We start from the raw sequence: 24451 nt of genomic DNA, 5'->3' as shown, positions 1-24451 counted from the left end.
CAAGTGATTGGCTATCACTGAATACGGAGCCTGATGGCGGCGGGAGACGACGCGCATAACACTTTGGCAGAGCTTCCGCTGCGCAAGGCTGCACCTATGAGACGGGAAGCACCGGAGATTTCTTTCATTCGCGGAGGCCCGGACGCTTGCCGCCTGAGCCGTCCGGGACGCGGCTGAGGCGCCGGCGACTGCATCTCGTGGTCAGCGCACCTGCCTTGCGATGACAAAGACTCTGTCGACCCCAAAAGGTATGCTTCTCCCGTGATCGATACTCATCAAGGCCTGCCCCACGAGGCAGCCGACAGCATAACGAAACCATTCGCACGCTTCCTGAAGATCGAAGCGGCAGCTGGTGGGCTCCTGCTCCTGGCTGTTCTGCTGGCTTTGGGGCTGGCCAACTCACCGTGGCAAGAAGGCTTTCTTCGTTTCTGGGAGACCCACATCGGCCTCACATTCGGCTCGCTGGATTTCACCCGCTCTCTGCGGCACTGGATCAACGACGGTCTGATGACCCTTTTCTTCTTCGTGCTTTCTCTGGAACTCAAGCGCGAGTTGGTGCTGGGCGAATTGCGAAACCCTCGACAGGCCGCACTGCCGTTCGCAGGCGCTTTAGGTGGCATGATCGTGCCGGTCTCTCTGTATCTTGGGCTGATGTCCGGCCAGCCCGGTATGCACGGCTGGGGAACCGTGATGGCAACCGATACGGCCTTCGTGATCGGGTGCCTGGCGCTCTTCGGAAACCGGATCCCGCCCACCTTGCGATTGTTCCTGCTGTCTCTGGCCATCTTTGACGACGTCGGTGCAATCCTTGTGGTCGCCTTCGGTTACGGTGAGGCGTTGAACTGGTCGGCTCTCGGATTGGGCTTTCTGGGGATTGGTATCGTCGCAGGCGCGTCGCGCCTCGGGATCAGAAGCGTACCGGTCTATTTCCTTCTGGGAGCGGCAGTCTGGTTATGCTTCGACGCTTCCGGCGTCCACGCGACTATTGCAGGCGTCATTCTGGGCCTGATGACGCCAACGCGCATATGGGTGAGCGATGCCCGCCTGCGTGCGATCCTTGGGCGAGTACTCGCCGTTCCGACTGGCGATCGTCGACAAGGAGATGCCGCAAGCCACCGCGACCTGCGTCAAGCCGGCAGAGCGGTCACTGAGTCGCTCTCACCAGTCGAACGGCTCGAGATGATGCTGCACCCCTGGGTCGGCTTTGCAATCATGCCGATCTTCGCACTGGCAAATGCCGGCATCACGATTGAGGGTGTCGATTTCGTACAACCGGTCTCGCTGGCGATCATTGTCGGCCTGGTGTTGGGAAAACCGATCGGCGTCTTCGTGTTCAGTTGGATTGCCGTACGATCCGGCCTGGCGGCACTCGCGCCGGGCTTGTCGTGGCCTTTCATTCTGGCCGGCTCTTTTCTGACGGGGATCGGTTTCACGATGTCGTTGTTCATCGCAGGCCTCGCATTCGACAGTTCCGTCCTGAATGCGGCAAAGTTGGGTATTCTCGGCGGATCGGCGCTCTCGGCGATACTCGGCATCTCGCTTCTGATTTGGCTCACATTGCGAATGAGGTGACGAAAACACACAGCCGATGCGCTGCGCGACCTCGTTCATGTACCGTTATTGTCCATCGTCGATGTCGACGCCGATCAGTTCTGAGATGCTTTGCTGCCCAATATTGCTGCAACAGCCGACGACGCAGCGCAACGTGCAGCAACTGTCCGTAAGGAAGGGAACACGAACTGGAACGACACGGGAACCGGTATGGGCCTTGGATGGCTCCGCGGCCTGCTGATCCTCATACTGGTGATCTTGGCCATAGATGCACCGATCAGACTTCTTCGACAATAGGCGGAAGCCGGAAAGGGCGCCCCGCCGTCCAGACACCGATCCTGTGCTATACAGCGCATGCAGTAGTGAGGCCGGTTTATTAGGCGCCCCTTAGGGGTGCAACCTACGAGGACGGGAAGATGAATTGGAACGACATGGGCTTCGGAATGGGTTTCGGGATAGGGTTTGGCTGGCTGTTCGGCCTGTTGTTCCTTGTGCTGGTGGTTTTGGCCATAGCGGCGCTGATCAAATATCTTCGGAAATAGGAAAAAGGACTTCGCAATGACCTACACGATCAATCGCGTGATCTCCGGCGCAGGTATCGACGATATTGACTCTCGCGCGCGCAAGGCGCTGGCGGATCAGGGTTTCGGCGTTCTGACCGAAATCGACGTCAAGGCGACGATGAAGAAGAAGCTAGATGTCGAGATGCCGGCCTATCGCATCCTCGGAGCCTGCAATCCGAAGATGGCGCATCACGCCATCGGGATCGAGCCGCGTGTGGGTGCGATGCTGCCGTGCAACGTCATCCTGCGCGAGGTCGAGGATGGCGTCGAGGTCAGCACCGTCGATCCGGTCGCGTCGATGCAGGCGATCGAGAACGCCGAGCTGACGGCTGTGGCAGGCGATGTGCGCGACCTTCTGACCAAGGCCGTCTCGGCAATCTGAGATGAGCCTACGCGTCACCATTCTCGGGGGCCTTTCGATCCTCGGGATCGGACTGCTCGGTGTCTGGCAGTTCGCGCCTTCGGTGCTCACCGAGGCACGCGACCTTCTGGAGCCCGAGCGTCTGGAGATGCTGGTGGCGCGCGCGGGTCTTTGGGGGCCGGTCGTGATCGTCATGTTCATGACTATCGCGGTCGTGGCGAGCCCGATCCCAAGCGCGCCGATCGCATTGGCGGCTGGAGCGGCCTACGGGCATGTTTGGGGAACGGTGCAGGTCGTGATCGGCGCCGAACTCGGGGCGCTGATCGCGTTCGGTCTCGCACGGGTGCTGGGGCATAATGCCCTGCGGCGAGTCTTTGGTGACCGCGTCGATGCCGGGCTGCTCGGCTCGCAGACCGCGTTGACCGCGACGGTTTTCGCCAGCCGCCTGATGCCGTTCGTGTCTTTCGATATGATCAGTTACGCTGCTGGGCTCAGTCGCCTGCACGCCTGGCGGTTCGCCCTCGCGACGCTGGCCGGCATCATTCCGGCAAGCTTCCTGCTCGCCCATTTCGGAGGTGAAGCGGTCAGCGGGGACTTTGGGCGAGCGACTTGGGCAGTGCTCGGCCTCGGGCTCGTGACGGGCTTACCGCTGCTCTGGGTGGCGATGCGGAGAAAGCCTGAAGAGTGCGTTCCCGACCAAGATTGAAAAGGGCTGGGCCTTCCAACCGCTGGAGGTCGCAAGTTGAGAAATAGACCGAAAGGCTGACAGACAATGGAACACGATCACCACCACGCGGCAACCGACGTGCCCTTGGGGGCCGAGACGGCGAAAGACCCGGTCTGCGGGGTGACGGTTGCAGTCAAGCCCGATGGACGTCACGCCGAGTTTCAGGGCGATTCCTTCCATTTCTGTTCGGAGAAATGCCAGACGAAGTTCACGGCGGATCCGTGGTTCTATGCCTCGGGAAGGGCCGCCGGACAAAAGAAGGCCGCACCGGCTAACGTCCAGTACACCTGTCCGATGCACCCCGAGATTGTTCGGGATACGCCGGGGTCATGCCCGATCTGCGGCATGGCGCTGGAACCGATGGTGCCCTCCGACGAGCCCAGCGAGGAGCTGACTGACTTCACGCGCCGGATGTGGATCTCGGCTGCTGCCGCAGTGCCGCTCATCATCCTGACCATGGGCGAACTGGTCGCCCTGCCGGTGCGCGACTGGATCGGGCACCAGACCGCCAGCTATCTGGAGTTCCTGCTCGCGACACCGATCATCCTCTGGGCCGCCTTGCCGTTCTTCCGGCGGGGCTGGGACTCGATCGTGAACCGCAGCCCAAACATGTGGACGCTGATCAGCATCGGCGTGGCGGCGGCCTATCTCTACTCGATTGTCGCCACCTTCCTACCAGGCGTCTTTCCCGAACAGTATCGGATGGGCCACGGCGTGGGGACGTATTTCGAGGCGGCGGTTGTGATCGTGACGCTGGTTTTCGTGGGCCAGGTTCTCGAACTTCGGGCGCGCGAGCGCACGGGGGATGCGATCCGCGCGCTTTTGGATCTGGCGCCGAAGACCGCACGGCGTATCCTGCCAGACGGCACCGAATATGACGCCCCGCTGGAGAACATCATGGAGGGCGACCGGCTGCGCGTGCGCCCCGGCGACGCGGTCCCGGTCGACGGAACCGTGATCGACGGCCGCTCGTCGCTGGACGAAAGCATGCTGACCGGCGAGTCGATGCCCGTCGAAAAGGGCCCGGGCGATGCGGTGACCGGGGCCACGATCAACAAGAACGGCTCCCTCGTGATCGAGGCGGGCAAGGTTGGTTCCGACACGGTGCTGGCGCAGATCGTGGCGATGGTGTCGAACGCGCGCCGCTCGCGCGCGCCGATCCAGGGGCTGGCCGACCGCGTGGCGGCGGTATTCGTGCCGACGGTCGTGGTCATCGCCATCGTCGCCTTCGTCGTCTGGCTGACCGTCGGCCCCGAGCCCGCGCTGGTCTTCGCGATCGCTTCGGCGGTGTCCGTCCTGATCATCGCTTGCCCGTGCGCGCTTGGGCTGGCCACGCCGATCTCGATCACAACGGCAGCAGGACGCGGGGCACAGGCGGGCGTACTGATCAAGGACGCCGAGGCGCTGGAACGCATGGCGGCCGTCGATACGCTCATCGTGGACAAGACCGGCACTCTGACCTTGGGCAAGCCGAAGCTGACTGACACCGTGGCGCTGGCGGACGTTCCCGAGGCCGCCCTGCTGTCGCTGGCGGCGGCGCTGGAGCGCGGTTCGGAACACCCACTAGCCGAGGCGATCGTCGAGGGGGCAGAAGCACAAGGGGCCCCGCGGGAGGAAGCCACAGACTTCGATGCTGTCACCGGCAAGGGCGTGCGCGGCACGGTCGGCGGCCGTGCCGTGGCGCTCGGCAATGCGGCAATGATGAGGGAGATGGGTCTGGAAACGAGCGCAGCCGAGGCGAAGGCCGACACCCTGCGCGCCGAGGGCAAGACGGCGATGTTCGTCGCTCTCGATGGCGCGGTAGCCGGCATCGTGGCGGTCGCCGACCCGATCAAGGACACGACCGCACAGGCGATCCGCGAACTTCATGCCCAGGGTCTGCGGGTCATCATGGCGACCGGCGACAACGAGCGCACGGCGCAGGCAGTGGCAGGCAAGCTCGGGATCGACGAAGTGCGCGCGGGCGTGCTGCCCGAAGCCAAGAAGGACCTGATCGACCAGTTGCGCCGAGAGGGCCACAAGATCGCGATGGCGGGCGACGGGGTGAACGACGCGCCCGCGCTGGCCGCCGCGGATGTCGGCATCGCCATGGGCACGGGCGCGGATGTGGCGATGGAAAGCGCCGGCATCACTCTGCTGGGCGGCGACCTGATGGGCATCGTCCGGGCGCGCAAGCTCGCACGCGCCACTTTGCGCAACATCAAGCAAAACCTGTTCTTCGCCTTCGCTTACAACGCGCTTGGCGTCCCCATCGCAGCAGGACTGCTCTACCCCGTCACCGGCCTTCTCCTGTCGCCGATGATCGCGGCGGCGGCGATGAGCCTGTCGTCGGTTTCGGTCATCTCCAACGCGTTGCGACTGCGGCGGGTCGGTCTCTGAGGGAGGAACGATGACCGACAAATCGAACCGCTGGGAAGACGTCTACCAGAGCAAGGTAGATGCTGAGACTAGCTGGTTTCCCGCACATTGCGGCCGCCCTTTTCGAAGTTGCGGACGGCCAGGTAGATCAGCTTGGTCGCCGCCTCGTCGGTCGGGAAGGAGCCCCGCGTCTTGATCGATTTCCGGATCACGCGGTTCAGACTCTCTATGGCATTCGTGGTGTAGATGATCTTGCGGATCGCCGGATCGAAGCCGAAGAACGGGATCACCTCCTGCCAGGCGCGACGCCAGGCCGGGGCGATGGAGGCGTATTTCCCGGCCCACTTTTCCTCGAAGGCATCGAGCTCGGCCTCGGCCATATCGGCGGTTGGGGCGCTGTAAATCCGGCGCAGATCGGCGGCCACGGCCTTGCGATCTTTCCAGGAGCAGAAGTTCAGGGAGTTGGCTGAGCGACTTGGTGCAGGGGTCGACCCTCATGCGCCGGAATGCCCGTATGCCGACCACATGGTATTTCTTCATCCTGGCCCGCAGTCAGGCGTCGGCGACGATACCATGCCGACGATGACATGACTGAAACCGCCTTAATGTGGCTTCGCTTATCGCTTGGAAAAATCTGGGCATATGGCTGCTGTAGAGCATGCCTGAATGGCTGCCGCCACGCAGATGCGTGGCGGCTGTCGATTTCCAAAGACCCTCAGATCAGTCTTCTGGTGGATAGCCAGCCTCGGAGAGGGTGGATACGAACCTGCCTTGAGGCTCCGCCGGGTCAATTGTCACTCTGCGCGTAACCGGATCGGCCTCGACTTCAGCGTTTGGGTCGATGGACCGCACCACTTTAAGGATGCTGTTGGCGCATCCGCCGCAGGTCATGTTCGGGATCTGTAATTGCATGAGAACCTCCTTTTCTGTCTCACGCAACAGCAGGTGGGGTCTCCCAGCGTTGTAAGGTCAAGCCCCAAATTTTTTCTCTTTCATGTTTGACCTTCCCACCGTTGGAACCCCTATCTCGACGTGTGAGCACTGATTCGAAGACGAGAGGAAAAGCCATGAATGCTCACACGGACATGTCTCGGCGCGCCGCCGAGACGATACAACTCCCAATCGAAGGCATGACCTGCGCCTCTTGCGTGGGCCGGGTCGAGAAGGCCCTTTCGGCGGTGCCTGGTGTGGTAGCCGCGAGCGTCAATCTTGCGACGGAACGCGCCGAGGTGCAGGTCTCGGACACTTCGGTACGCACTGACCTGGTCCGCGCTGTCGAGGCGACGGGCTACACGGTGCCCGGAAAGACAGTCGAACTCGCCGTAGACGGTATGACCTGTGCGTCCTGTGTCGGCCGCGTGGAGCGGGCGCTGAAGGCTGTTCCCGGCGTGACCGAAGCCCGCGTGAACCTCGCGACGGAGCAGGCGACGGTGGAGGGCACCGCCGATATCGCCGCGCTGATCGCCGCCGTGGCCGAGACCGGCTACACCGCGCGCGAAGTCGCGCGAGATGCCGGCGAGGACGCGGCCAAGGCCACCCGCAAGGATGCCGAGCAGGCGCTCTTGAAGCGTGATCTCGGACTGGCCGCCGCCTTTGCGCTGCCGGTCTTCGTGCTGGAGATGGGCAGTCACCTGATCCCCGGCATGCATGCCCTGATCGGATCAACCATCGGCCATGAGGCAAGCTGGCTTTTGCAGTTCGCGCTGACGACGTTCGTCCTCGCGGTGCCGGGGATGCGCTTTTACACCAAGGGGATCCCTGCCCTGCTGCGCGGCGCGCCTGATATGAACAGTCTAGTCGCTGTCGGCACGCTCGCCGCCTATCTCTTCTCGGTCGTGGCCACGTTTGCGCCGGGCGTGCTGCCCGAAGGCACGGTCAATGTCTACTACGAGGCCGCGGCGGTGATCGTCACGCTCATCCTGCTGGGTCGATATCTGGAGGCGCGCGCCAAAGGCCGCACGTCAGAGGCGATCAAGCGACTGGTCGGACTTCAGGCCAAGACCGCGCGCGTGCGCCGCGATGGATCGGTCGTGGAGATCCCGGTGACCGAGGTCGCCCCTGGTGACATCGTCGAGGTGCGCCCCGGCGACCGCCTGCCGGTCGATGGCGAGGTCATCGAAGGCAAAAGCTATGTCGACGAGTCGATGATTACAGGTGAGCCGGTGCCGGTCGCCAAGAGTGCAGGCACAGAAGTTGTCGGCGGCACCGTGAACCAGAACGGCGCGCTGGCCTTCCGCGCGACGGCCGTGGGTGGAGACACCATGCTGTCGCAGATCATCCGGATGGTCGAGGCGGCTCAGGGCTCCAAGCTGCCGATCCAGGCGTTGGTCGACCGTGTGACCATGTGGTTCGTCCCGGCAGTGATGACGCTGGCGGCGTTGACATTCGGCGTATGGCTGATCTGGGGGCCCGATCCGGCGCTGACCTTCGGCCTGGTCAATGCGGTGGCGGTGCTGATCATCGCCTGCCCCTGTGCCATGGGCCTCGCCACGCCGACCTCGATCATGGTCGGCACGGGACGCGGGGCCGAGATGGGCGTGCTGTTCCGCAAGGGCGAGGCGCTGCAGCTCTTGAAGGAAACCCGCGTCGTGGCGCTGGATAAGACCGGCACGCTGACAGAGGGCAAGCCTGCCCTGACCGATCTTGAACTGGCCGATGGCTTTGATCGAGCCGACGTCCTCGCACAGATTGCAGCGGTTGAAGCACGGTCCGAACACCCCATCGCCCGCGCGATTGTCGAGGCGGCGGAGGCCGAGGAGCTGAAGCTTCCTTCCGTCGAGGGCTTCAATTCGGTGACCGGATACGGGGTCGAGGCGACTGTTGCGGGGGCCCGCGTCCAGATCGGTGCCGACCGGTTCATGCGCAAGTTGGGCCTCGATACCGGCGCGTTCGACCGGACGGCGGAACGCCTGGGTGACGAGGGCAAGACACCGCTCTACGCCGCCATCGACGGCAAGCTCGCCGCGATCATCGCAGTGGCCGATCCGATCAAGGAAACGACGCCCGAGGCCATCGCGGCCCTGCACGATCTCGGCCTCAAGGTCGCGATGATCACCGGCGACAACGCCCGCACGGCACAGGCCATCGCCCGGCGGCTCGGCATCGACGAGGTCGTGGCCGAGGTGCTGCCCGACGGCAAGGTCGATGCCGTGAAGCGCCTGAAGGCCCTGGGCCGGCTGGCCTATGTCGGCGACGGCATCAACGACGCGCCGGCGCTGGCCGAGGCGGATGTGGGCCTTGCGATCGGCACCGGCACTGACGTGGCCATCGAAGCCGCCGACGTGGTGCTGATGTCGGGCAACCTCAAGGGCATCCCCAACGCGATCGCGCTCAGCCAGGCGACCATCGGGAACATTCGGCAGAACCTGTTCTGGGCCTTCGCCTACAACACGGCGCTGATCCCGGTGGCGGCAGGCGTCCTCTATCCGGCCTTCGGCATCCTGTTGTCGCCGGTCTTCGCCGCAGGGGCCATGGCGCTTTCCAGCGTCTTCGTTCTTGGCAACGCGCTGCGGCTTAAGCGGTTCGCAGCGCCTTCACCAACCGATATCCCGGCAAGCCGCCCGCTTCGCACACCGGCGGCAATCCCGGCGGAATGACCACGCGTGCCCGGGCCGTTCAGGGCCCGGGCCCTCGCCAAAACAGACCGAAGGAACTGATCAATGAATCCGCAAACCAGGAACACCGGCGACGTCGTCATCTACACCACCCCAACATGTCCCGATTGCCGCCAACTCAAGTCGTGGCTTCAACAAGCGGGCGTCGCGTTCGAGGAACGCGATCTAAGCGATCCCAAGATCATGGTAGAGGCGAAAGTGCGTTACGGCGTGCGCGTCGCGCCGATCACCGTGATCGGAGACTGGTTCACCTACGGAACCTTCGCCGACCAGAAGCCGAGGGTCGAAAACGCGCTACAAGAGGAGGAGCTGCTATGACGCTTCGTCTTGAAAAACCCGCTACAGTCTACGAGGTCGGCCTACGGCCACAGGGCCCGCGTTTTCCCGCTTTCGAAGGAAATACAATCCTGAGCGCCGCAATCGATCACAATGTAGCTTTCCCACATGGCTGCAAGATGGGCCGCTGCGGTTTGTGCAAATCCCGGCTGATCGAGGGAGAGGTTCTGCACCGCGAACACTCCGAATCCGCGCTTACGCGTGACGAAACGGCAAGCGGTCTTGTTCTACCCTGCGTGGCGGCGCCGGTGAGCGACTTGTCATTGGTCCCGGTGCTTCTGGAAAGTTCGATGCCAGGCCATGAACTGCGTGAATTCGGGGCCCATGTCACCGCAGTGGAGAAGCTAACACACGACATCATGCTGGTTCGACTGCGTCCAGAAGACGGACCGCTAGAATTCGCACCGGGGCAGTACTCGACCCTGTCTCTTCCCGACGGAACGGCGCGGGATTACTCGATGGCCAACCGGTCCGGAGCACCAGAGCTCGAGTTCCATATCCGGAAACTCCCCGGCGGACGTTTCTCCCAACATGTCCATACCCGGCTCGAACCCGGCGATGTTTTGCGTGTGAAGGGGCCACTTGGAGCCGCGCATCTACGCACGAACCATGACGGTCCGATCCTCGCCGTTGCTGGTGGCTCCGGCCTCGCCCCGATCAAGTCCATCGTCGAGAGCGCGGTCTGGTTGGGCATGCGCCAGCCCATACATGTCTACTTCGGGGCGCGGGAAGAGCGTGACCTCTACCTAATGGAGCACTTCGAGGCGCTCGGCAAACGTCATCCGGGGATCACCTTCACGCCGGTCCTGTCGAACGAACCGGAAGGTGGAATTCATCAGAGCGGCTTGGTGCACGATGCCCTCGTTCATGACTTGGGGGATTTGTCGGGATGGAAGGCCTACGCTGCAGGCCCTCCGGCCATGGTCGAGGCCGTCACGGCGCGTGCGATTGCGGCCAATCTAAGCAAGGATGATATGCACGCCGACGCCTTCTTCACTGGCGGGCAGGAAAAAATGACCAACCAGGACGTCAGGAGCCAGCCATGAATATCGGGGAAGCAGCGCGTCAGTCCGGCGTCTCGGCAAAAATGATCCGCTACTACGAGCAGACTGGGCTGATCCCGCCCGCTCAGCGGACCGATTCAGGGTATCGCGATTACAGCGAAAAAGACGTGCACATGCTGGGCTTCGTGCGGCGCGCACGCGATCTCGGTTTCTCAGTAGAGGTGATCGGCGAATTGCTCGGGCTTTGGACGGACGAGACCCGTAAGAGCGCCGATGTGCGGCAGCTTGCCCAAGGCCATCTCGAAACGCTCCGCAGGAAAATCGAAGAACTCGAGGCGATGTCGAACACGCTGGAAACGTTGATAGATGCCTGCAGCGGCGATCACCGACCGGATTGCCCGATCATCGCAGATTTGGAGAAGAAGGACGATCAGGACGCTTCCCGGGCACCAAAGCCCCGGCCAGGCGCTGTCGGTCAAGTAAGGACATTGCCCAGATAGCCCGAGCATGCAGCTCGTCGTCGCTGCAGTAGCAGAGGAAATCCCGAATCCAAAAGAAAGAACCCGATATGGAACATGGACATTCAGGGCATTTGCCCAGCGGAGGTCGAGCGCTCACAATCTCTGCATGGTTGACCGGTATCTACTTCGTCGTTGAGCTCGGAATCGGCATCTGGACCGGTTCGATCGCTGTCATCTCCGACGCGTTTCACACGTTCTCTGCGGTAGGCGGCGTCCTTGTCGCCATTCTGGCAGCCCGGATCGCCCGCCGTCCCGCCGACAAGGACCGCAGCTTTGGCTGGTACAGGGCCGAGATCGTGGGCGCGGCCATCAACGGCGCGTTTCTTCTGGCCATGGCGGTCTTTGTCATTGGCATGGCCGCCATGCGACTTTCCGCTCCGATCGACCTGCCCACCAGTCCAATGCTCTGGGCTGCCGCGGGCGGGCTTCTGACCGAATTCATCTCGCTTGGATTGATTTGGAAAGAGGGGAAAAGCGACCTGAACACGCGCGGGGCCGTCTGGCACATCGTTCAGACCTTCGTCGGCAGTCTGCTCATCATCGTCACGGCGCTTGTTATCCGCTTCACCGGCTTTCTCTTGATCGACCCGCTGCTTGGGATGGCCTTCGGCTTCGTTCTCGTCTGGGCGAGCTGGAAAATCCTGAAGGAGTCGATCTATATGCTCATGGAGGGAACGCCGGAGGATGTGGACCTTCGAGAAGTGACCTCTGCGCTTGAGAAACTCGACGGTATCCGCGACGTGCATCATGTTCACGCCTGGGTGCTGACCAGCGGCAGGCATGTATTCTCCGGCCATGCACGGACGGAACCCGGCCATAAGTCAGGTGACGTTCTGCAGGCGGCCCACGCGCTATTGCGAGACAGGTTCGGTTTCCTGCTGGTCACCCTGCAGGTCGAAGATCGTTGCCTCGACGAGTCGGGTGCAGAGGACATTGACATCACGCACGATCACACCGCTGGGCACGTCGCATGAAAATCGCCATCGTCCTATATCCCGGCTTTACCGCGCTTGATGCGATCGGGCCCTATGAGGTGTTGAAGATGCTTCCCGGCACCGAGCTTCGCTTTGTGGCTCATGCGCCGGGTCCTGTGCCAACGGACCGTGGCATTCTTGTCGTTGGCGCGACGCACAGCTTTGATGAAACGCCCGACCCCGACCTGGTGATTGTACCGGGCGCGGAGGCCCAGACCGGCGTGGCAGCCGCTGATAGGGCCCTTTCGGATTGGCTGCGCAAGATTCACGGACAGACAAGGTACACAACCTCGGTCTGTTCGGGGGCCGTGATCCTGGCTGCGTCGGGCCTGCTCAAAGGACAGCCCGCCACAACACATTGGGCGGCGATGGATAGTGTGAAACGCCTTGGTGCCACGCCATGCCCGAACGAACGGATAGTGCGGGCGGGCAAAATCTGGACCGCAGCCGGCGTGTCAGCGGGTATAGACTTGGCCTTTGCCCTGGCCGAAAAGATCGCCGGCCGCGAAACAGCCGAGCGCATTCAGTTGATGCTCGAATATGACCCTCAGCCACCGCAGGATGCGGGGCATATGAACACGGCATCTGCCGCTGTCGCCGCCGCCGCCCGCGCCGAGATGGCGCGGCTGTCGCGCAATCCGATGAATGCGGTCGCGGTCGGCAAAATCGCATGGCGTCAGGCGCTGGCCAAGGTCCGAAAATCAATCGGAAACAAGAACGTCTCCCGATAGGGCCGGCGACCATTTCTACCGCGTAGCGCTATTCTGCAACCTCTATCGGCCTGAAGAGCCGCAAAGCATGCTATCCTCGGAAGCAACTGTTCATGAATCGCGAGGCATCTGTCAGAAAAGGCACATAGCGGTCCTTCATTCCGGCCGCAGCGAACGACAGCTCTCCGCCGTTCGCGACAAATGCTGCGCCGTTGCGCAATGACGGTATTGGGCTCGTCCGAGACATCTGAGCAAAATGATCAGATGACCGCTAGACGGCGGTAAGCAGCCGTCAGAGCCAACGAAAACGCTGAGCCGCGCCCGAACGACAGCTTTCACCGGCTTCAGACGTTCGCTAAAATCGAGGTTAGGTCCGGCTTGCGGACAAACCAGACATCACGGTTCCGAACTCTTCACAATGTTTCCAGCTTTCATGCAGCCTTGAGGCGGACAAAAATTTCGCGGTTGAGGCAAAATTTCGGAGGTGACGTTTCATCTTCGGCGGTTGCCAGCCAAGTCGTACAGGCTGCCTTGCTTCCACATTTACTACAGTTTGTCATGCTTTCCCTAATTTCATCTTCCACCGCTGCAGGAAGACGCCGCTTAGGGAGTTTGACACCGGACACGTCCAGCATTCTTTGCCAAAGGTAGAGGCATTTTTCAAACGCGGCTACGTCAGCGTCGGACACATGTAAGCCCATGATACAGCACTCTCCTGACATCTGCTCACGGGCAACTTACACAAAGATTAGAAACCACTCCTTGATCTACCGCAACCAACGCGAAGTTCATCGCTTGTTCAGTCTTTGAACATGCTTTGAAATTTCACGCATCAGACGATTGCCTTGCTCAGCTGTCGACCGCGACTGCTCGTATCGGTCTTCGACGAATATGGATATTCCATCTGGCGCACTTGAACCACGGTCGCACTCCCGATCGGATCGGCCCGAGCAGGCCACGCACTTCGCAGTGAACAGGTCACCCGACGAAAAGACTCAGATGAATGCCTTGAGCCCCTTCACGAACTTGGTCATCGGCGCAGCATTTGTCGCCATGGGCTCTTCCAAGACATCTGTGCAAAATGATCAGATGACCGCTGGACGGCGGTAAGCAGCCGTCAGAGCCGAAGATCCTCTGAGCCAAGCCCAAACGACAGCTTTGACTGCCTCCAGACGTTCGCCGAAACCGAGGTTAGGTCCGGCTTGCGGACAGCGCAGACATGGTTGGCGGCTGTCAGACGATTATCGCCATTTCGGCTTAGCGCTGAAGGAACCGCACAGCGCAGAGTTAGCGAGAGCCCCAGGACAGGGTGCCCTCGCCATGTTTCGGTCACAGAACCAACGGCGGACAGCGGCAACGTCAATGCATCACCTCTGGGCGAATTTCTCAGCTTCCGGCATCAGCAGATAGGTCGCGATAGCTTTGCGATCCGCGTCGGTCAGAAAGGCTGTCCCGTAATTTACGACCTCTCCCATGCTGCCGCCGAAGACATCACCTTCAGGCGTCAGACCGGTCTTGAGGGCGTAGGCGAGATTGGAAATGGTCCACCCATTGTTTTCCAGGACCTCAGCAGTGATCGGGGGCGCGTCGCTGCCCGGCAGATCGGGGTTGCCCATGAACTTCCGGTCTGACATCCGCGCGCCGGCAAGGTTCCGTTCGGTGTGACAAGCACCGCAATGCGCCGCGCCTTCCACAAGGACACGCCCGCGGTTCCAGGCCTTGTTCATCCCCTCGACCGGATCGGTCGCTGGCTCTGTTAGAAAGGCGGCACGCCAGGCCTTCAACGTCCAGCGCTGATTGAACGGAAAGGCAAGATCGTGGTCCGGCGCATCCTCGGCCACGGGCGCCACGGTCTGGAACGCCGCCCAAAGATCGGCGATCTGCTGATCCGTGAACGAGCCGTAGAAAGGATAGGTGAAAGCGGGGTAGTAAGGATGCCCGTCAGGTGAAATGCCCTGTCGGACCGCGCGGGCGAAATCCGCCGTTGTCCAGGAGCCGATGCCGTGTTCCGGATCGGTGGTGATGTTGGGAGAGATCAGCGTGCCGAACGGCGTCTTGAACGGAACACCGCCCGCAAGCGGGCGGCCGCCATTCTCGAAATCCGTGTGGCACGAGATACAGCCGCTGGCCCGGGCAAGGTAGGCGCCCGCCTGCACATCCCCGATATCGGCGATGTCGGGTGTCTCCGCCGGGATAGGCCAAACCACCAGGGCACCCGTGGTCGTCATGGCCATCAGAAGCATCGCCGCGAAAAGGATGCCAAGCCTGCGCATGCTCAGTCCTCCTCGGCGCGAAAGCGCGTGTGACAGGCCGAACAGGTCTGGCTCATCATTGTGAAGACCGCCTCTGCCGGCATCTCGGCCAAGTGTTCGGCATCCATCATCGGCACGGTTGTAGCCATCATGCCAGACCCGCCCATCATGCCGCTGGAACCGCCCATCATGCCGCCCGTATCGCTCATCATCGTTCCCGAGCCCATAGGGGTGCTGGACGGTTCGTTCCCGGCGGCCCGTCCAAGGCCGGCCGCCATGACCTCCAACTGACGCGCTAAGGCAGAGAAAGTTTCCCACTCTTCCCAGGTTGTGTCCATGGCCTCGGACGGCGTGGCGTTCGAGCCTTCAGGAAACAGATCAGTCATTGCCGAGCCGGAATGGGCCTGAACGATTTCTGCCGCATTACGCACCTGGTTGGGATCGTATGCCACTTCTCCCGAGAACATGGCGCCGACCGTCTTGGTCGCGTCTCCCATCGCCTTCATGGCGTCCATACGCTCTTTCACGACCCCGGTTGCGCTGGAATGCGCAAACACCGCGACGCCTGTGATCGTGAGAAAAACTGCGGCGACAGCCGCGCGAAGATATGTGTTCATGATGCTCTCCTGTCTGAGCAAGCCGTTTCTGGATTTTCGGATTAACGATCAGGAGAGTCGCGGAGGCGGCGGGTCGAAATTCAAGATAATGGAGGAAAAGGAAAAATCATGGACGCCCAGAGCCGCGCCAGCGTCGCTGCGTACCGGGGAAAGCCTTAGACTCTGGGAGGCGAGAACGGCACCTGTGCAAAGCGCCGTGGCATGGCAGCCGGTGTGGGCGCTCGCTGGCTCGTCCCCGGCAGTATGCCCTTGTGTTTCGCCGGCCGCGTGGGTCAGCTGGTGCGCGCTTTCTCCGGTGTGGACGCTTGTTTCGGGCAGGACCATCGCAAGCATGAGCGACAGCGCAAGCGCCGCCATCAGCAGGGGCTTGGCCAGGGTGTTCCGGGTGCGCGCCATCACAGTATCCCGTTTGCCGCCTGCAGCGCGCGGACATAGGTCAAGATGGCGTCCACATCGCCCTTGGTCAGCCCGTCGACCGGCGGCATGCTCCCAAATGTCCAGTGATGCGCCCGAACGCCGTTCTGTGTTGCCAGCCAGAAGGCTGCATCGCCATGATGGCTTGGCTCATAAATCTTGTGCACAAGCGGTGGGCCCGCGCCGTCCACGCCGGCGGCGTTTTCGCCGTGGCAGGAGATACATTTCGCTTCGAAGGCGCGCTTTCCCAACACGGCGCGCTCGGACAGTGCGTCCGGCAAAGCGACTTGCACCAACGCCGCGCCGGGTTCTCCGCTTGCCGAAGCGGCAGGTGCCGCGTCGTCATCGGTGGCGAACCGCATCAGGGCAAAGCCAGCCGCCACGGTAATTGCAGGTGCCGCCACCAAATAGGTCAGTCTGCTCAACGTCTTCGCCTAACCGTTTCTCGTTTCCAGAAATTCGGTGTCGTGTCTCAGTGATAGTTAACGAAAAGATACCAATATTTCAAACCATGGCGGATAGGACGGATGACATTGGGCACAAGCGTGCTCAACCGACATCGCTGTTCTTGACGAAATCGACTGACCCGGCGTGGTTTCTTAGGTTGCCAAAGAATTACTCTTCGGGCTCCAAAAAACAGATAAACAAAGGATAACGCGCTTCCCAGCCATCGCTGATCCTCCTATTTGCGGGACAATCTATCCCAGTCGGTGGACTACGATCACGGGGCTACTCCGATTAGAGATAGTCCACGACAGAGGTCCAGACACTGGGTGCTAGGTCCAGATATATTTGATCCTAGAACAGTCTGTCGCCTCATGACCTGATTTGGAGCTACTTGTAGGGTTCCAAGGACGCCGACAGCATCATAAGGAAAATAACCAACATGCGGTTTCGAACAACGATCAGCCTGATCCTCGTTCTGTCTGTCGTTGGGCTCAGCTACGAGATTGCGGCTGGCCGTGTACTGGCCCCGTTCTTTGGTACGTCGCTTGTGACCTGGACGGTTGTCATCGCGACCGTCCTCGCCGGGTTCTCGCTCGGCAGTGCGTTGGGCGGCCTCATCGCCGAGCAGGAACGCCACGTGGCCTTGCGCAGGGTGCGTGCGGCGTTGGTTGCAACGGCGGTCCTGATGGCGGTGTCGCCGACCGTGATCGGCGCTCTCTATGCCATGGGCGCCCGGGGCACCGGCGGGATGATTCTCGCTGTTTTCGTGGCGTTTTTTCCTGGATCGGTGCTGGTCACGCTGCCCTCGCCACTCCTGGCCAAGCTCGCCGTCGAGGCCCGACCGGGGCGAGAAGGTTCATCGCTCGGTCTGGTCCTGGCGGCCGGCTCGCTCGGGGCGATCTTCGGTGCCGTCCTTGCCGGCTTTGTCACCTTGCCGCTTATCGGCTCGGCGGCGACCTTCGCCGGATGCGGAGCCGCAGCCCTTCTCTGTGTGCCATTCCTACGCGGCGCCGAACCGGCATCCGCGGGGTCTGTTGGTCCCGCGGCGGTTGTGGTGGCGGTGAGCGTGCTGACCGGGCCGGTGTGCAAGTACGAGTCCGGCTTGTCGTGCATCGACGCTGTGCGCCGCGGCAGCACGGTGCATCTCTACGCTGATCGCACCGCGCAAGCCGCCGAGCGGATCGGCCAAGCAGACCAGGAAAGTTTGCCGGGACTGGTGATGCCCTATACCGAATGGCTCTGGGCCAGGATGGATCGTGACCTGGGTCCAGCGCCTTCCGTGTTGTTCATCGGTGGAGGCGGCTACACCCTGCCCACCCGGCTCCTGTCGATGCGGCCTAACGCAGAAGCGGTGGCCGTCGAAATCGATCCGCTTGTCACATGGACAGTCCGACAGCACATGCCCGGGGCTGGTGCTATGATCGAACGGGAAGGGTATGATGCAAGCGCCGATGCGCCCCGGGGCGAGACGGACCGGCTCGGGATCGCCCACGCAGACGGGCGAGTCTACATCAACGAGACAGAGCGCCGATTCGATGCGGTCGTCATGGATGCCTTCTCGTCAGGGTCGGTCCCGGCTCATCTGGCGACACTCGAGACCTACGACAGATTAACTGAGATCAGCGATGGCCCAGTTTACGTGAACCTGATCGATGCGCCTGATGGTCCACTAGCGCGGGGACTCAACGCCATACTGGCGAGCCATTATCCGTATGTGGAGTCGGTTCAAGGACCGGTCAGCACTCGTGGACTCGCCAACATCCTCCTCGCGGCTTCTCGCCACCCTCTAATCCCACTGGAGTCGTTGCCTGCAAACTATGCCGCCGTAAAGATTGCGGCAGGCCGGGCCTTTACGGACGATCGCGGCTGGGTCGGCCATCGGTAGAATGAGCACATGCCCGCACCTGGTCCCTCAGCACGGCATATCCGTTCGACACGCTTGTGGTTCACATGCCAACCTGCGTTGTTCAGCAGGCCAGTCACCATTCGATAACCGTAGCGCCCGCACCCCGATGCATGGGCTCTCGCGAATCAGAAACTTCCACCTCTGATTAGACGCAGGCCTGAAAGGCTCTATTCCGCTCTCATTCTTGCCGCCCCATGAGCGCCGTCGGTCTCGGCGTGGCCAACCATCCCAGAAATTGCGTGAGGCTATCGACCTGATCATCGTGCTTTCCCTTCGGAAAATGTGTTAGCTCCCTACGGAAGTCTGCAATCCACGGAGCGTCTTTTGGTACGGCAATGCGCCCAGCTTCGATCTGGGGGGAGACCGCGAGCAACCTTGTCGCCTTGTCGTTCTTTGGCCGAATACCAATCACGTTGTGTCGCGTCTCCCGTCTCAGGTCTTGAATCAGATTCGTCCCGGAACCGGCATCTTCGATGAGCACGGTGGCCACTTTGTGCCGACTTGCCTCCGAGATGATACGTCTGCGCAAGTCAGGGTATTCCAGTCGCGCGCGAAATAGATCGACCAACCATGCATCTGCACCGCGTACCATCCAGGTGGTGCAAACCGAATAATCATTCGCCTCGTCCGCCTTTGACGCCGTATCCCAGGATTGTACAATCTGGTAGCCTGCTCGCAGATCAGGCGTCCGGTCGTAAGTCTTGAACCAGGACCACTTCACGAGCCCGCCGTCTATCGGGGCAGGTCGTTGCTGATATTGCGCGGAGAACGCATAGGACCCAAGCTCATGTCGATATCGTTCGAGAAGCGGGCGGGGCAATCGCTCTGGATGCAGCAGATGCCCTTCGTCACGATCTATCGTGCGTCCCGAGCCTAGAGGAATTGAGACGGGTGCATCTGAGATCGCCTGTAAATCCAGATGTTCCCAGCCACCTTGCTCCAGCAAGACGCCGGCCAGGTCCGCCTCGTGCACACGCTGCTGAATCACGACAATTGCACCAGACAAGGGGTCATTGAGCCTGCTCAAAAGAGTTGTGCGATACCAGTCAATGACCTGTTGGCGTTTGGCCTCGGACGCGGCCTCGTCGGGTTTGTGCGGATCATCCAGCAGGATAATGTCGCCACCGCGTCCGGTGACCGTGCCGCCGATCGAGGTGGAGAACCGACCACCCCCTCTTGTTGTTTCAAAGTCGGCACGCCCGCCTCGGCCTCTGGCTATGCGCGTGCCTGGAAAGCAGGCGCGATACCAGGGGGCTTCGATGACCTTCTGACAGTCCAGCGCAAGCCTGTCCGAAAGACCTTCGGCATAGGATACGGCCAATATGCGCATCTTGGGATTGCGCCCCAGAAGCCATGCCGGAAAAGCGACGGACGCCGCGATCGACTTGAGTGACCGCGGTGGCATGGTGATGATCAGTCGGGTTATCTCTCCCCCTACGACGCGATCCAGTTGATGAGCGATCGCGTCGACATGCCAGTTGTGCAGATACGCGCTGCCGGGCGCAACGGTGGCAAAGCTGCGCTGGATGAAGGAGGATAGGTCGGATCGCAAGAGCGCGTTCAAGACGGCGATGTCGTCAAGCTCATTCATCGCCCTTGCTTCCTGCTGAACCGTCCTCAATCTCTGCACTGGAAAACTCGTCGAGAACTTTCTGAGCATACCTTTCCAGGATCTGCGCCTCGCTGGCTGTGAGAGACCGATCAGACATTCGCGCGTCCCGATCCGCTTCATATTTGAGGGCAAGACCAAAGAGCTCGGACAGAGCCCTGATGTCCCCCTTGAGGGCGCGTTCGCGCAGGCGCATCAACGCCGCCTGACGGCTGCTGACGCGTTTCGGTTGACCGCCTTCGGTGATCGAGACCGGTGCCGTCAGAACCTCTTCAAGCTCCGTCGCAAAATTGCGACGATCTTTAGGACGTCCCTTGGGATTGCCAGATTGACCTTTCTTGAACCGCGTATGTTCCGGGGGCTTTCCATATCCCACCTCGTATTTGCGTTTATCCGTCATTGCATGTCCTCCAGATGCTGGAGTTGGCATCCATCGGAGACACGGACCGGCTCGTCGCCGGTCTCCTCGCGCCAACGCCGCAGGGCGACGTCCACATAGGCAGGGTCAATGTCCATCCCTCGGGCATCCCGGCCACATCGTTCGGCGGCTATCAGTGTCGCGCCAGCGCCCAGAAATGGATCGAGCACGATGTCACCGCGCCGGGAAACATCTAGGAGCGCGTCCTTGATCATCGCGACCGGTTTGGCGGTCGGATGCGCACGAAGGTCCTCCATGCGCCCGCGGCGAAATGTGTTCACACCGGCGTAGGTCCAGAGGTTCGTTCTGTTCCGGCCATGCCGTCCAAGTTCGACATTGTTGCGATGAGGGGCATCGCCAACCTTGAATACAAATACAAGCTCGTGCTGGCTGCGATAGAGGCTGCCCATGCCACCGTTTGTCTTGGCCCAGACACAGAGGTTCAGCATGGTTCCAAAGGCCGCGCGGCCAGCTGCCTGCATCTCCGCGATATGACGCCAGTCCATACATGCAAACCAAACAGCGCCATCCCGACTGTGTTGCGCGGCCAGTCCAAACGCTTCCGACAGGAACGTCGTGAATTCTGCCTCGTTCATTTCGCCAGAGGCCTCGGCAAATTCACGATGCCGCACCTTTCCTTTGCCAGATACGTGACCGTTTATCGGAACGTTGTACGGTGGATCGCTGAAACCGACATCTGCCTTCGCGCCCTCCATCAGAAGGCCGACATCATCTGCTGTCCGGGCGTCGCCACACATCAACCGGTGGCGACCGAGCGTCCAGACGTCGCCCCGTCGCGATATCGAGGGGACTGAACGATCAGGCTCCGGGGCTGTTTCAGGCTTCGCTTGTGAACCAGCCGCCTGCTCAATGATCAGATCGGTTTCGGGAACCTCGAAGCCTGTTACATTGAGCTCGAAACCGAGGTTCATCGACGAGAGGTCGGCGAGTTCCTCGGCTAGAAGCTCAAGGTCCCAGCCCGCATTCAGTGCGATCTTGTTATCCGCGAGCATCAACGCGCGTTTCTGCGCGTCCGACAAATGTGTGATCTGGATGGCTGGTACGGTCTCCAGTCCAATTGATTTCGCGGCGTCAAGTCGACCGTGACCGGCAATCAGACCGAGGCTTTCATCCACCAGTATCGGGTTGGTGAAGCCAAACGTCTGAATGCTCGCGGCAATCTGGTCAATTTGCGTGGACGAGTGCGTACGCGCATTGCGCGCGGATGGTGTCACGTCGCCAACGGCGACGATCATGAATTGCATGCTCATAGCAAGCTCCATTTGAGTCCGTCAGCGCGGTGCGCCAGCGGAAATGATTAGGGGAATGCACCAAGGTGCATTTGAGAGAATTCCGACGACCAGTCTCTCGCGGGTCACCGGGCCCCTTCCTGGAGCGTGCCGCCACAGAGCATCTTGCTTGTGGGCTTTTCGCTGGAGCCGAGGCGGCCATCCGGCACTCCATCTACCCGTCCAGCGGCACGGCAGATGTCAACCTCATCACATAACATCATACAACATGCGCGAGAACAATCAAGGAACATCTTGCCGTGCAGCATCAACTTGCTCCAAAAGCCACGCTTACAGTCCGTCAGAAACGACTGGACTGCTGCGGCAAAGCACGCATGAGTGTCACCACGCCCGAAGCCGTCTCGGGCGCTCCTCGGTACCGGGCCCGTGATCCGCGGGTCCCATGACAGAGGAGACAGACATGACCAAACCCAAACAGACAAAGACCGCCAAGGTTCAAAGCATGCTGCGACGCCCATCTGGCGCAACCATCGACGCCTTGTGCAAAGCGACCGGCTGGCAGGCGCATTCGGTGCGAGCGGCCCTGACCGGATTGCGCAAGGCCGGGCATGCGATCGCGCGAGAAGAGGCCGACGGCAAAACCGGCAAAACCGTGTTTCGCATCATCGCACCGGCGGAGACGCCGTCATGACCGTGGCAGAGATCGAGGCAATGGACCGGGCGGCTCTTGTAACCGCCTGGACAAAGATTTTTCGCACCCCGGTGCCCAAAGGCCTGAGCAAGGCGTTGATGCGCAGGTTTCTCGCGATCGAGATCCAGACACGGCAGATGGGCGGCCTGTCAAAGAAGACGAAGTCGCTGCTCGACAAACCCTCGGATCAGGCCACGCGGCCGACGAGCCCGGCTTTGCAGCCCGGTGGACGACTGCTGCGGGAATGGAATGGTGTGACACATGTCGTCGACGTGACGAATAACGGCTTCATATGGAAAGATGGAAGGTACCGATCCCTCTCGAAGATCGCCCGTGAGATCACGGGAGCCCATTGGTCAGGACCGCGGTTCTTTGGCCTGACCGGAGCGGCGAAACCATGACTCAGAAAAAGGTCCGCTGCGCCATCTACACCCGCAAGTCGTCGGACGAGGGCCTGAATCAGGATTTCAACTCGCTGGATGCACAGCACGAAGCCTGCGCCGCCTACATCGCCAGTCAGAAACACGAAGGCTGGAAGATGTTGACGACGCGCTATGACGACGGCGGTATTTCCGGCGGCACTCTGGAGCGTCCAGGCCTCCAGCACCTGCTGGCAGACATCGATGCCGGGCGGATTGACATGGTGGTCGTTTACAAGATCGACCGGCTGACCCGCTCACTGGCCGATTTCGCGAAGCTGGTCGAGAGACTGGAAAAGGCCGAGTGCTCCTTCGTCTCTGTTACGCAAGCCTTCAACACGTCCTCCTCGATGGGGCGGTTGACCCTGAACGTGCTGCTGTCCTTTGCTCAGTTCGAACGCGAAGTCACCGCCGAGCGCATCCGCGACAAGATCGCGGCCTCCAAGAAGAAAGGCCTCTGGATGGGCGGCATCCCACCGCTTGGATATGATCCGCACCCCGACAAGACCCGACGCGAATTGGTAGTGAACGCGGACGAAGCCGAGACCGTTCGCAAGATCTTCCAACTCTATGAAACGCACCGCTGCCTGAATACGGTCGTGCGTGAGACAGAGATATTCGGAATACGCTCCAAACGGCATATCTTTGCGACGGGTCGCATCCAGGGCGGCGGGCCATTCACCCGGGGTCAGATCTATCACCTTCTGACCAACCCGGTTTACCTCGGCCGCATCCGGCACAAGGATCAGACCTTCAAAGGCCAGCATCCGGCCATCGTTGACCAAGGGCTCTGGGACAGCGTGCAGCGGCACCTTCAGGCCGCCAGCGCGCGGCGGCGTGGCCTCCCGGCCGGCACCGCATCAGGATCGGACGCACCGCTGAAAGGCAAGGTACGCGACGAGAAAGGTGACATCCTGACACCGACGCACACGACGCGCCATGGAAAGCGGCAACGATACTATGTCTCAAACCGGCTGATCTCGGGCGGTGCCGATCCGACGGGATGGCGCCTGCCAGCCGCGACCTTCGAAGCGGCCGTCGTCGACGCGATGGCCAATCACCTCGAGGAGCAGGCGAAGCGACATGCGGTTCTGAAAGAAGATGATGTCGCCAGATCAGGTTGCGCGTCCAGAGCCGTGGCCGCCTTGGCCAAGAGAATGCGAACCGAGCGATGCAAATATGCGGCGCCACTTATTCGCGCCGTAGCCCTTGGCAACCAAGAGCTCAGTATCCAGCTCGATCGCGACGCCGTCGCCGAAGCGACGGGATTTCAGGCAACGATGCTCAGCGATGCGCTCTGCAAATTGACGCCGTCGTTCGCCTGCAAGAGGCGCGGTGTCGAGACGCGCATCGTTGCCGGGGACCCAAATCCCGAACCAGACCAGACCCTGCTCCGCGCGTTGCGGAATGCGCATGCCTGGTCAGGCGCGCTGAGATCAGGTGAACAACTGAAGGAGCTCGCCCGGCGCGTCGGGCACTCCGAGCGCTACATCCGACGGATCACATCCCTGATCTCGCTTTCGCCGCGCTATCAGGCGGCGATACTCGACGGCACGCAGCCAGCGCACCTGAATCTTGAAACGCTGGTGCGGGGAAATATCCCCCTCGACTGGAGTCATCAGGAGCGGCTGTTCGGACCGAATTCCTGACATTCCCTGATATGGGAAATCGCTTCCCTGTTAGCCTCCCCAAATTCCCTGTTCCGCAGA

Annotated in this window: 24 protein-coding genes and 2 pseudogenes; 15 read left to right on the top strand and 11 right to left on the bottom strand. The window is 61.3% G+C overall.

The features are described 5' to 3' along the window. Positions 1-261 precede the first annotated feature (261 nt). The 5 genes from nhaA to RXV88_RS13395 all read left to right on the top strand — a co-directional run bounded on the left by nhaA (position 262) and on the right by RXV88_RS13395 (position 5581). A complete protein-coding gene (nhaA, locus tag RXV88_RS13415) occupies positions 262-1572 on the top strand; it encodes a Na+/H+ antiporter NhaA (RefSeq protein WP_316293658.1) in 1311 nt (436 codons plus the stop codon). 395 nt (positions 1573-1967) lie between these two features. After that, positions 1968-2093, top strand: coding sequence for a hypothetical protein (locus RXV88_RS13410; RefSeq protein ID WP_316293656.1), 126 nt, complete (start codon positions 1968-1970; stop codon positions 2091-2093). A gap of 16 nt (positions 2094-2109) precedes the next feature. Continuing rightward, the gene (locus RXV88_RS13405; RefSeq protein ID WP_316293655.1) at positions 2110-2496 is read left to right on the top strand and encodes a DUF302 domain-containing protein; all 387 of its coding nucleotides are present in this window, start codon (positions 2110-2112) and stop codon (positions 2494-2496) included. 1 nt (position 2497) lies between these two features. Next, entirely contained in the window at positions 2498-3181 is a 684-nt protein-coding gene (locus RXV88_RS13400) for a TVP38/TMEM64 family protein (protein ID WP_316293653.1), read from the top strand. Between the two features lie 66 nt (positions 3182-3247). Continuing rightward, a complete protein-coding gene (locus RXV88_RS13395; protein WP_316293651.1) occupies positions 3248-5581 on the top strand; it encodes a heavy metal translocating P-type ATPase in 2334 nt (777 codons plus the stop codon). 68 nt (positions 5582-5649) lie between these two features. Here the strand turns inward: RXV88_RS13395 and RXV88_RS13390 are convergent. Together RXV88_RS13390 and RXV88_RS13385 are read right to left on the bottom strand one after the other, a co-directional pair. Then, a pseudogene (locus tag RXV88_RS13390) lies at positions 5650-6024 on the bottom strand (transposase); the annotation flags it as partial. 256 nt (positions 6025-6280) lie between these two features. Beyond that, positions 6281-6472, bottom strand: a complete 192-nt coding sequence (locus RXV88_RS13385; RefSeq protein ID WP_316293649.1) for a heavy-metal-associated domain-containing protein — start codon at positions 6470-6472, stop codon at positions 6281-6283. Between the two features lie 155 nt (positions 6473-6627). On the opposite strand from RXV88_RS13385, the gene RXV88_RS13380 reads away from it, so the two are divergent. The 6 genes from RXV88_RS13380 to RXV88_RS13355 all read left to right on the top strand — a co-directional run bounded on the left by RXV88_RS13380 (position 6628) and on the right by RXV88_RS13355 (position 12740). Further along, on the top strand, positions 6628-9156 hold the full coding sequence (locus RXV88_RS13380; RefSeq protein WP_316293647.1) for a heavy metal translocating P-type ATPase: 2529 nt from the start codon (positions 6628-6630) through the stop codon (positions 9154-9156). Between the two features lie 63 nt (positions 9157-9219). Further along, positions 9220-9492, top strand: coding sequence for a glutaredoxin family protein (locus tag RXV88_RS13375; protein ID WP_316293645.1), 273 nt, complete (start codon positions 9220-9222; stop codon positions 9490-9492). Further along, on the top strand, positions 9489-10556 hold the full coding sequence (locus RXV88_RS13370; protein ID WP_316293644.1) for a 2Fe-2S iron-sulfur cluster-binding protein: 1068 nt from the start codon (positions 9489-9491) through the stop codon (positions 10554-10556). The genes RXV88_RS13375 and RXV88_RS13370 overlap by 4 nt, the downstream gene beginning before the upstream one ends. After that, on the top strand, positions 10553-11014 hold the full coding sequence (gene cueR / locus RXV88_RS13365; RefSeq protein WP_316293642.1) for a Cu(I)-responsive transcriptional regulator: 462 nt from the start codon (positions 10553-10555) through the stop codon (positions 11012-11014). The genes RXV88_RS13370 and cueR overlap by 4 nt, the downstream gene beginning before the upstream one ends. Before the next feature lie 68 nt (positions 11015-11082). Next, positions 11083-12009 (top strand): cation diffusion facilitator family transporter, encoded by a 927-nt coding sequence (locus tag RXV88_RS13360; RefSeq protein ID WP_316293640.1) that lies wholly within the window; start codon positions 11083-11085, stop codon positions 12007-12009. After that, on the top strand, positions 12006-12740 hold the full coding sequence (locus tag RXV88_RS13355; RefSeq protein WP_316293638.1) for a DJ-1/PfpI family protein: 735 nt from the start codon (positions 12006-12008) through the stop codon (positions 12738-12740). Before RXV88_RS13360 ends, RXV88_RS13355 begins: the two co-directional genes overlap by 4 nt. A 410-nt stretch (positions 12741-13150) precedes the next feature. On the opposite strand, the gene RXV88_RS13350 is transcribed toward RXV88_RS13355, so the two are convergent. From RXV88_RS13350 to RXV88_RS13330, 5 genes are all read right to left on the bottom strand, one after another. Then, positions 13151-13420 (bottom strand): DUF6455 family protein, encoded by a 270-nt coding sequence (locus tag RXV88_RS13350; RefSeq protein ID WP_316293637.1) that lies wholly within the window; start codon positions 13418-13420, stop codon positions 13151-13153. 666 nt (positions 13421-14086) lie between these two features. Continuing rightward, entirely contained in the window at positions 14087-14992 is a 906-nt protein-coding gene (locus tag RXV88_RS13345) for a cytochrome c (protein ID WP_316293635.1), read from the bottom strand. A 2-nt stretch (positions 14993-14994) separates the two neighbouring features. Then, the gene (locus RXV88_RS13340) at positions 14995-15588 is read right to left on the bottom strand and encodes a cytochrome c (protein WP_316293633.1); all 594 of its coding nucleotides are present in this window, start codon (positions 15586-15588) and stop codon (positions 14995-14997) included. Between the two features lie 48 nt (positions 15589-15636). Continuing rightward, the gene (locus RXV88_RS13335; RefSeq protein ID WP_316293631.1) at positions 15637-15984 is read right to left on the bottom strand and encodes a hypothetical protein; all 348 of its coding nucleotides are present in this window, start codon (positions 15982-15984) and stop codon (positions 15637-15639) included. Continuing rightward, positions 15984-16427, bottom strand: a complete 444-nt coding sequence (locus RXV88_RS13330; protein WP_410468827.1) for a c-type cytochrome — start codon at positions 16425-16427, stop codon at positions 15984-15986. The genes RXV88_RS13335 and RXV88_RS13330 overlap by 1 nt, the downstream gene beginning before the upstream one ends. 461 nt (positions 16428-16888) lie before the next feature. On the opposite strand from RXV88_RS13330, the gene RXV88_RS13325 reads away from it, so the two are divergent. Beyond that, complete coding sequence (locus tag RXV88_RS13325) at positions 16889-18334, top strand: fused MFS/spermidine synthase (RefSeq protein ID WP_316293628.1); 1446 nt, start codon at positions 16889-16891, stop codon at positions 18332-18334. 23 nt (positions 18335-18357) lie between these two features. On the opposite strand, the pseudogene RXV88_RS13320 reads toward RXV88_RS13325, so the two are convergent. From RXV88_RS13320 to RXV88_RS13305, 4 genes and pseudogenes are all read right to left on the bottom strand, one after another. Further along, positions 18358-18465 (bottom strand): annotated as a pseudogene (locus tag RXV88_RS13320) (IS3 family transposase); the annotation flags it as partial. Positions 18466-18533: 68 nt separating this feature from the next. After that, positions 18534-19946, bottom strand: coding sequence for a phage terminase large subunit (terL, locus tag RXV88_RS13315; RefSeq protein ID WP_316293626.1), 1413 nt, complete (start codon positions 19944-19946; stop codon positions 18534-18536). After that, complete coding sequence (locus tag RXV88_RS13310; RefSeq protein WP_316293624.1) at positions 19939-20364, bottom strand: DUF5681 domain-containing protein; 426 nt, start codon at positions 20362-20364, stop codon at positions 19939-19941. The genes terL and RXV88_RS13310 overlap by 8 nt, the downstream gene beginning before the upstream one ends. Continuing rightward, on the bottom strand, positions 20361-21653 hold the full coding sequence (locus RXV88_RS13305; RefSeq protein WP_316293623.1) for a DNA methyltransferase: 1293 nt from the start codon (positions 21651-21653) through the stop codon (positions 20361-20363). The genes RXV88_RS13310 and RXV88_RS13305 overlap by 4 nt, the downstream gene beginning before the upstream one ends. Before the next feature lie 439 nt (positions 21654-22092). On the opposite strand from RXV88_RS13305, the gene RXV88_RS13300 reads away from it, so the two are divergent. Genes RXV88_RS13300 through RXV88_RS13290 form a run of 3 tightly spaced genes read left to right on the top strand, consistent with a single transcriptional unit; the run spans position 22093 to position 24391 of the window. Next, a complete protein-coding gene (locus RXV88_RS13300; RefSeq protein WP_316293622.1) occupies positions 22093-22323 on the top strand; it encodes a DUF3489 domain-containing protein in 231 nt (76 codons plus the stop codon). Beyond that, positions 22320-22724, top strand: a complete 405-nt coding sequence (locus tag RXV88_RS13295; RefSeq protein ID WP_316293620.1) for a DUF2924 domain-containing protein — start codon at positions 22320-22322, stop codon at positions 22722-22724. The genes RXV88_RS13300 and RXV88_RS13295 overlap by 4 nt, the downstream gene beginning before the upstream one ends. Next, entirely contained in the window at positions 22721-24391 is a 1671-nt protein-coding gene (locus tag RXV88_RS13290) for a recombinase family protein (RefSeq protein ID WP_316293618.1), read from the top strand. Before RXV88_RS13295 ends, RXV88_RS13290 begins: the two co-directional genes overlap by 4 nt. Positions 24392-24451: the final 60 nt, after the last annotated feature.

Source organism: Aestuariicoccus sp. MJ-SS9, assembly GCF_032586235.1.
GTDB lineage: Bacteria > Pseudomonadota > Alphaproteobacteria > Rhodobacterales > Rhodobacteraceae > Aestuariicoccus.
The sequence above is the reverse complement of the archived record's forward strand: the minus strand, read 5'-3'. Positions and strand labels throughout refer to the sequence as shown.

Excerpts from the sequence above, each read along its gene's own strand:
- RXV88_RS13325 (WP_316293628.1), top strand. The coding sequence starts at position 16,889 with ATGCGGTTTCGAACAACGATCAGCCTGATCCTCGTTCTGTCTGTCGTT.
- RXV88_RS13360 (WP_316293640.1), top strand. The coding sequence starts at position 11,083 with ATGGAACATGGACATTCAGGGCATTTGCCCAGCGGAGGTCGAGCGCTC.
- RXV88_RS13410 (WP_316293656.1), top strand. The coding sequence starts at position 1,968 with ATGAATTGGAACGACATGGGCTTCGGAATGGGTTTCGGGATAGGGTTT.
- RXV88_RS13405 (WP_316293655.1), top strand. The coding sequence starts at position 2,110 with ATGACCTACACGATCAATCGCGTGATCTCCGGCGCAGGTATCGACGAT.
- RXV88_RS13290 (WP_316293618.1), top strand. The coding sequence starts at position 22,721 with ATGACTCAGAAAAAGGTCCGCTGCGCCATCTACACCCGCAAGTCGTCG.
- terL (WP_316293626.1), bottom strand. The coding sequence starts at position 19,946 with ATGAATGAGCTTGACGACATCGCCGTCTTGAACGCGCTCTTGCGATCC.
- RXV88_RS13370 (WP_316293644.1), top strand. The coding sequence starts at position 9,489 with ATGACGCTTCGTCTTGAAAAACCCGCTACAGTCTACGAGGTCGGCCTA.
- RXV88_RS13305 (WP_316293623.1), bottom strand. The coding sequence starts at position 21,653 with ATGAGCATGCAATTCATGATCGTCGCCGTTGGCGACGTGACACCATCC.
- cueR (WP_316293642.1), top strand. The coding sequence starts at position 10,553 with ATGAATATCGGGGAAGCAGCGCGTCAGTCCGGCGTCTCGGCAAAAATG.
- RXV88_RS13335 (WP_316293631.1), bottom strand. The coding sequence starts at position 15,984 with ATGGCGCGCACCCGGAACACCCTGGCCAAGCCCCTGCTGATGGCGGCG.
- RXV88_RS13355 (WP_316293638.1), top strand. The coding sequence starts at position 12,006 with ATGAAAATCGCCATCGTCCTATATCCCGGCTTTACCGCGCTTGATGCG.
- RXV88_RS13385 (WP_316293649.1), bottom strand. The coding sequence starts at position 6,472 with ATGCAATTACAGATCCCGAACATGACCTGCGGCGGATGCGCCAACAGC.
- RXV88_RS13380 (WP_316293647.1), top strand. The coding sequence starts at position 6,628 with ATGAATGCTCACACGGACATGTCTCGGCGCGCCGCCGAGACGATACAA.
- RXV88_RS13295 (WP_316293620.1), top strand. The coding sequence starts at position 22,320 with ATGACCGTGGCAGAGATCGAGGCAATGGACCGGGCGGCTCTTGTAACC.
- RXV88_RS13345 (WP_316293635.1), bottom strand. The coding sequence starts at position 14,992 with ATGCGCAGGCTTGGCATCCTTTTCGCGGCGATGCTTCTGATGGCCATG.
- RXV88_RS13310 (WP_316293624.1), bottom strand. The coding sequence starts at position 20,364 with ATGACGGATAAACGCAAATACGAGGTGGGATATGGAAAGCCCCCGGAA.
- RXV88_RS13400 (WP_316293653.1), top strand. The coding sequence starts at position 2,498 with ATGAGCCTACGCGTCACCATTCTCGGGGGCCTTTCGATCCTCGGGATC.
- RXV88_RS13375 (WP_316293645.1), top strand. The coding sequence starts at position 9,220 with ATGAATCCGCAAACCAGGAACACCGGCGACGTCGTCATCTACACCACC.
- RXV88_RS13395 (WP_316293651.1), top strand. The coding sequence starts at position 3,248 with ATGGAACACGATCACCACCACGCGGCAACCGACGTGCCCTTGGGGGCC.
- RXV88_RS13300 (WP_316293622.1), top strand. The coding sequence starts at position 22,093 with ATGACCAAACCCAAACAGACAAAGACCGCCAAGGTTCAAAGCATGCTG.
- RXV88_RS13340 (WP_316293633.1), bottom strand. The coding sequence starts at position 15,588 with ATGAACACATATCTTCGCGCGGCTGTCGCCGCAGTTTTTCTCACGATC.
- RXV88_RS13350 (WP_316293637.1), bottom strand. The coding sequence starts at position 13,420 with ATGGGCTTACATGTGTCCGACGCTGACGTAGCCGCGTTTGAAAAATGC.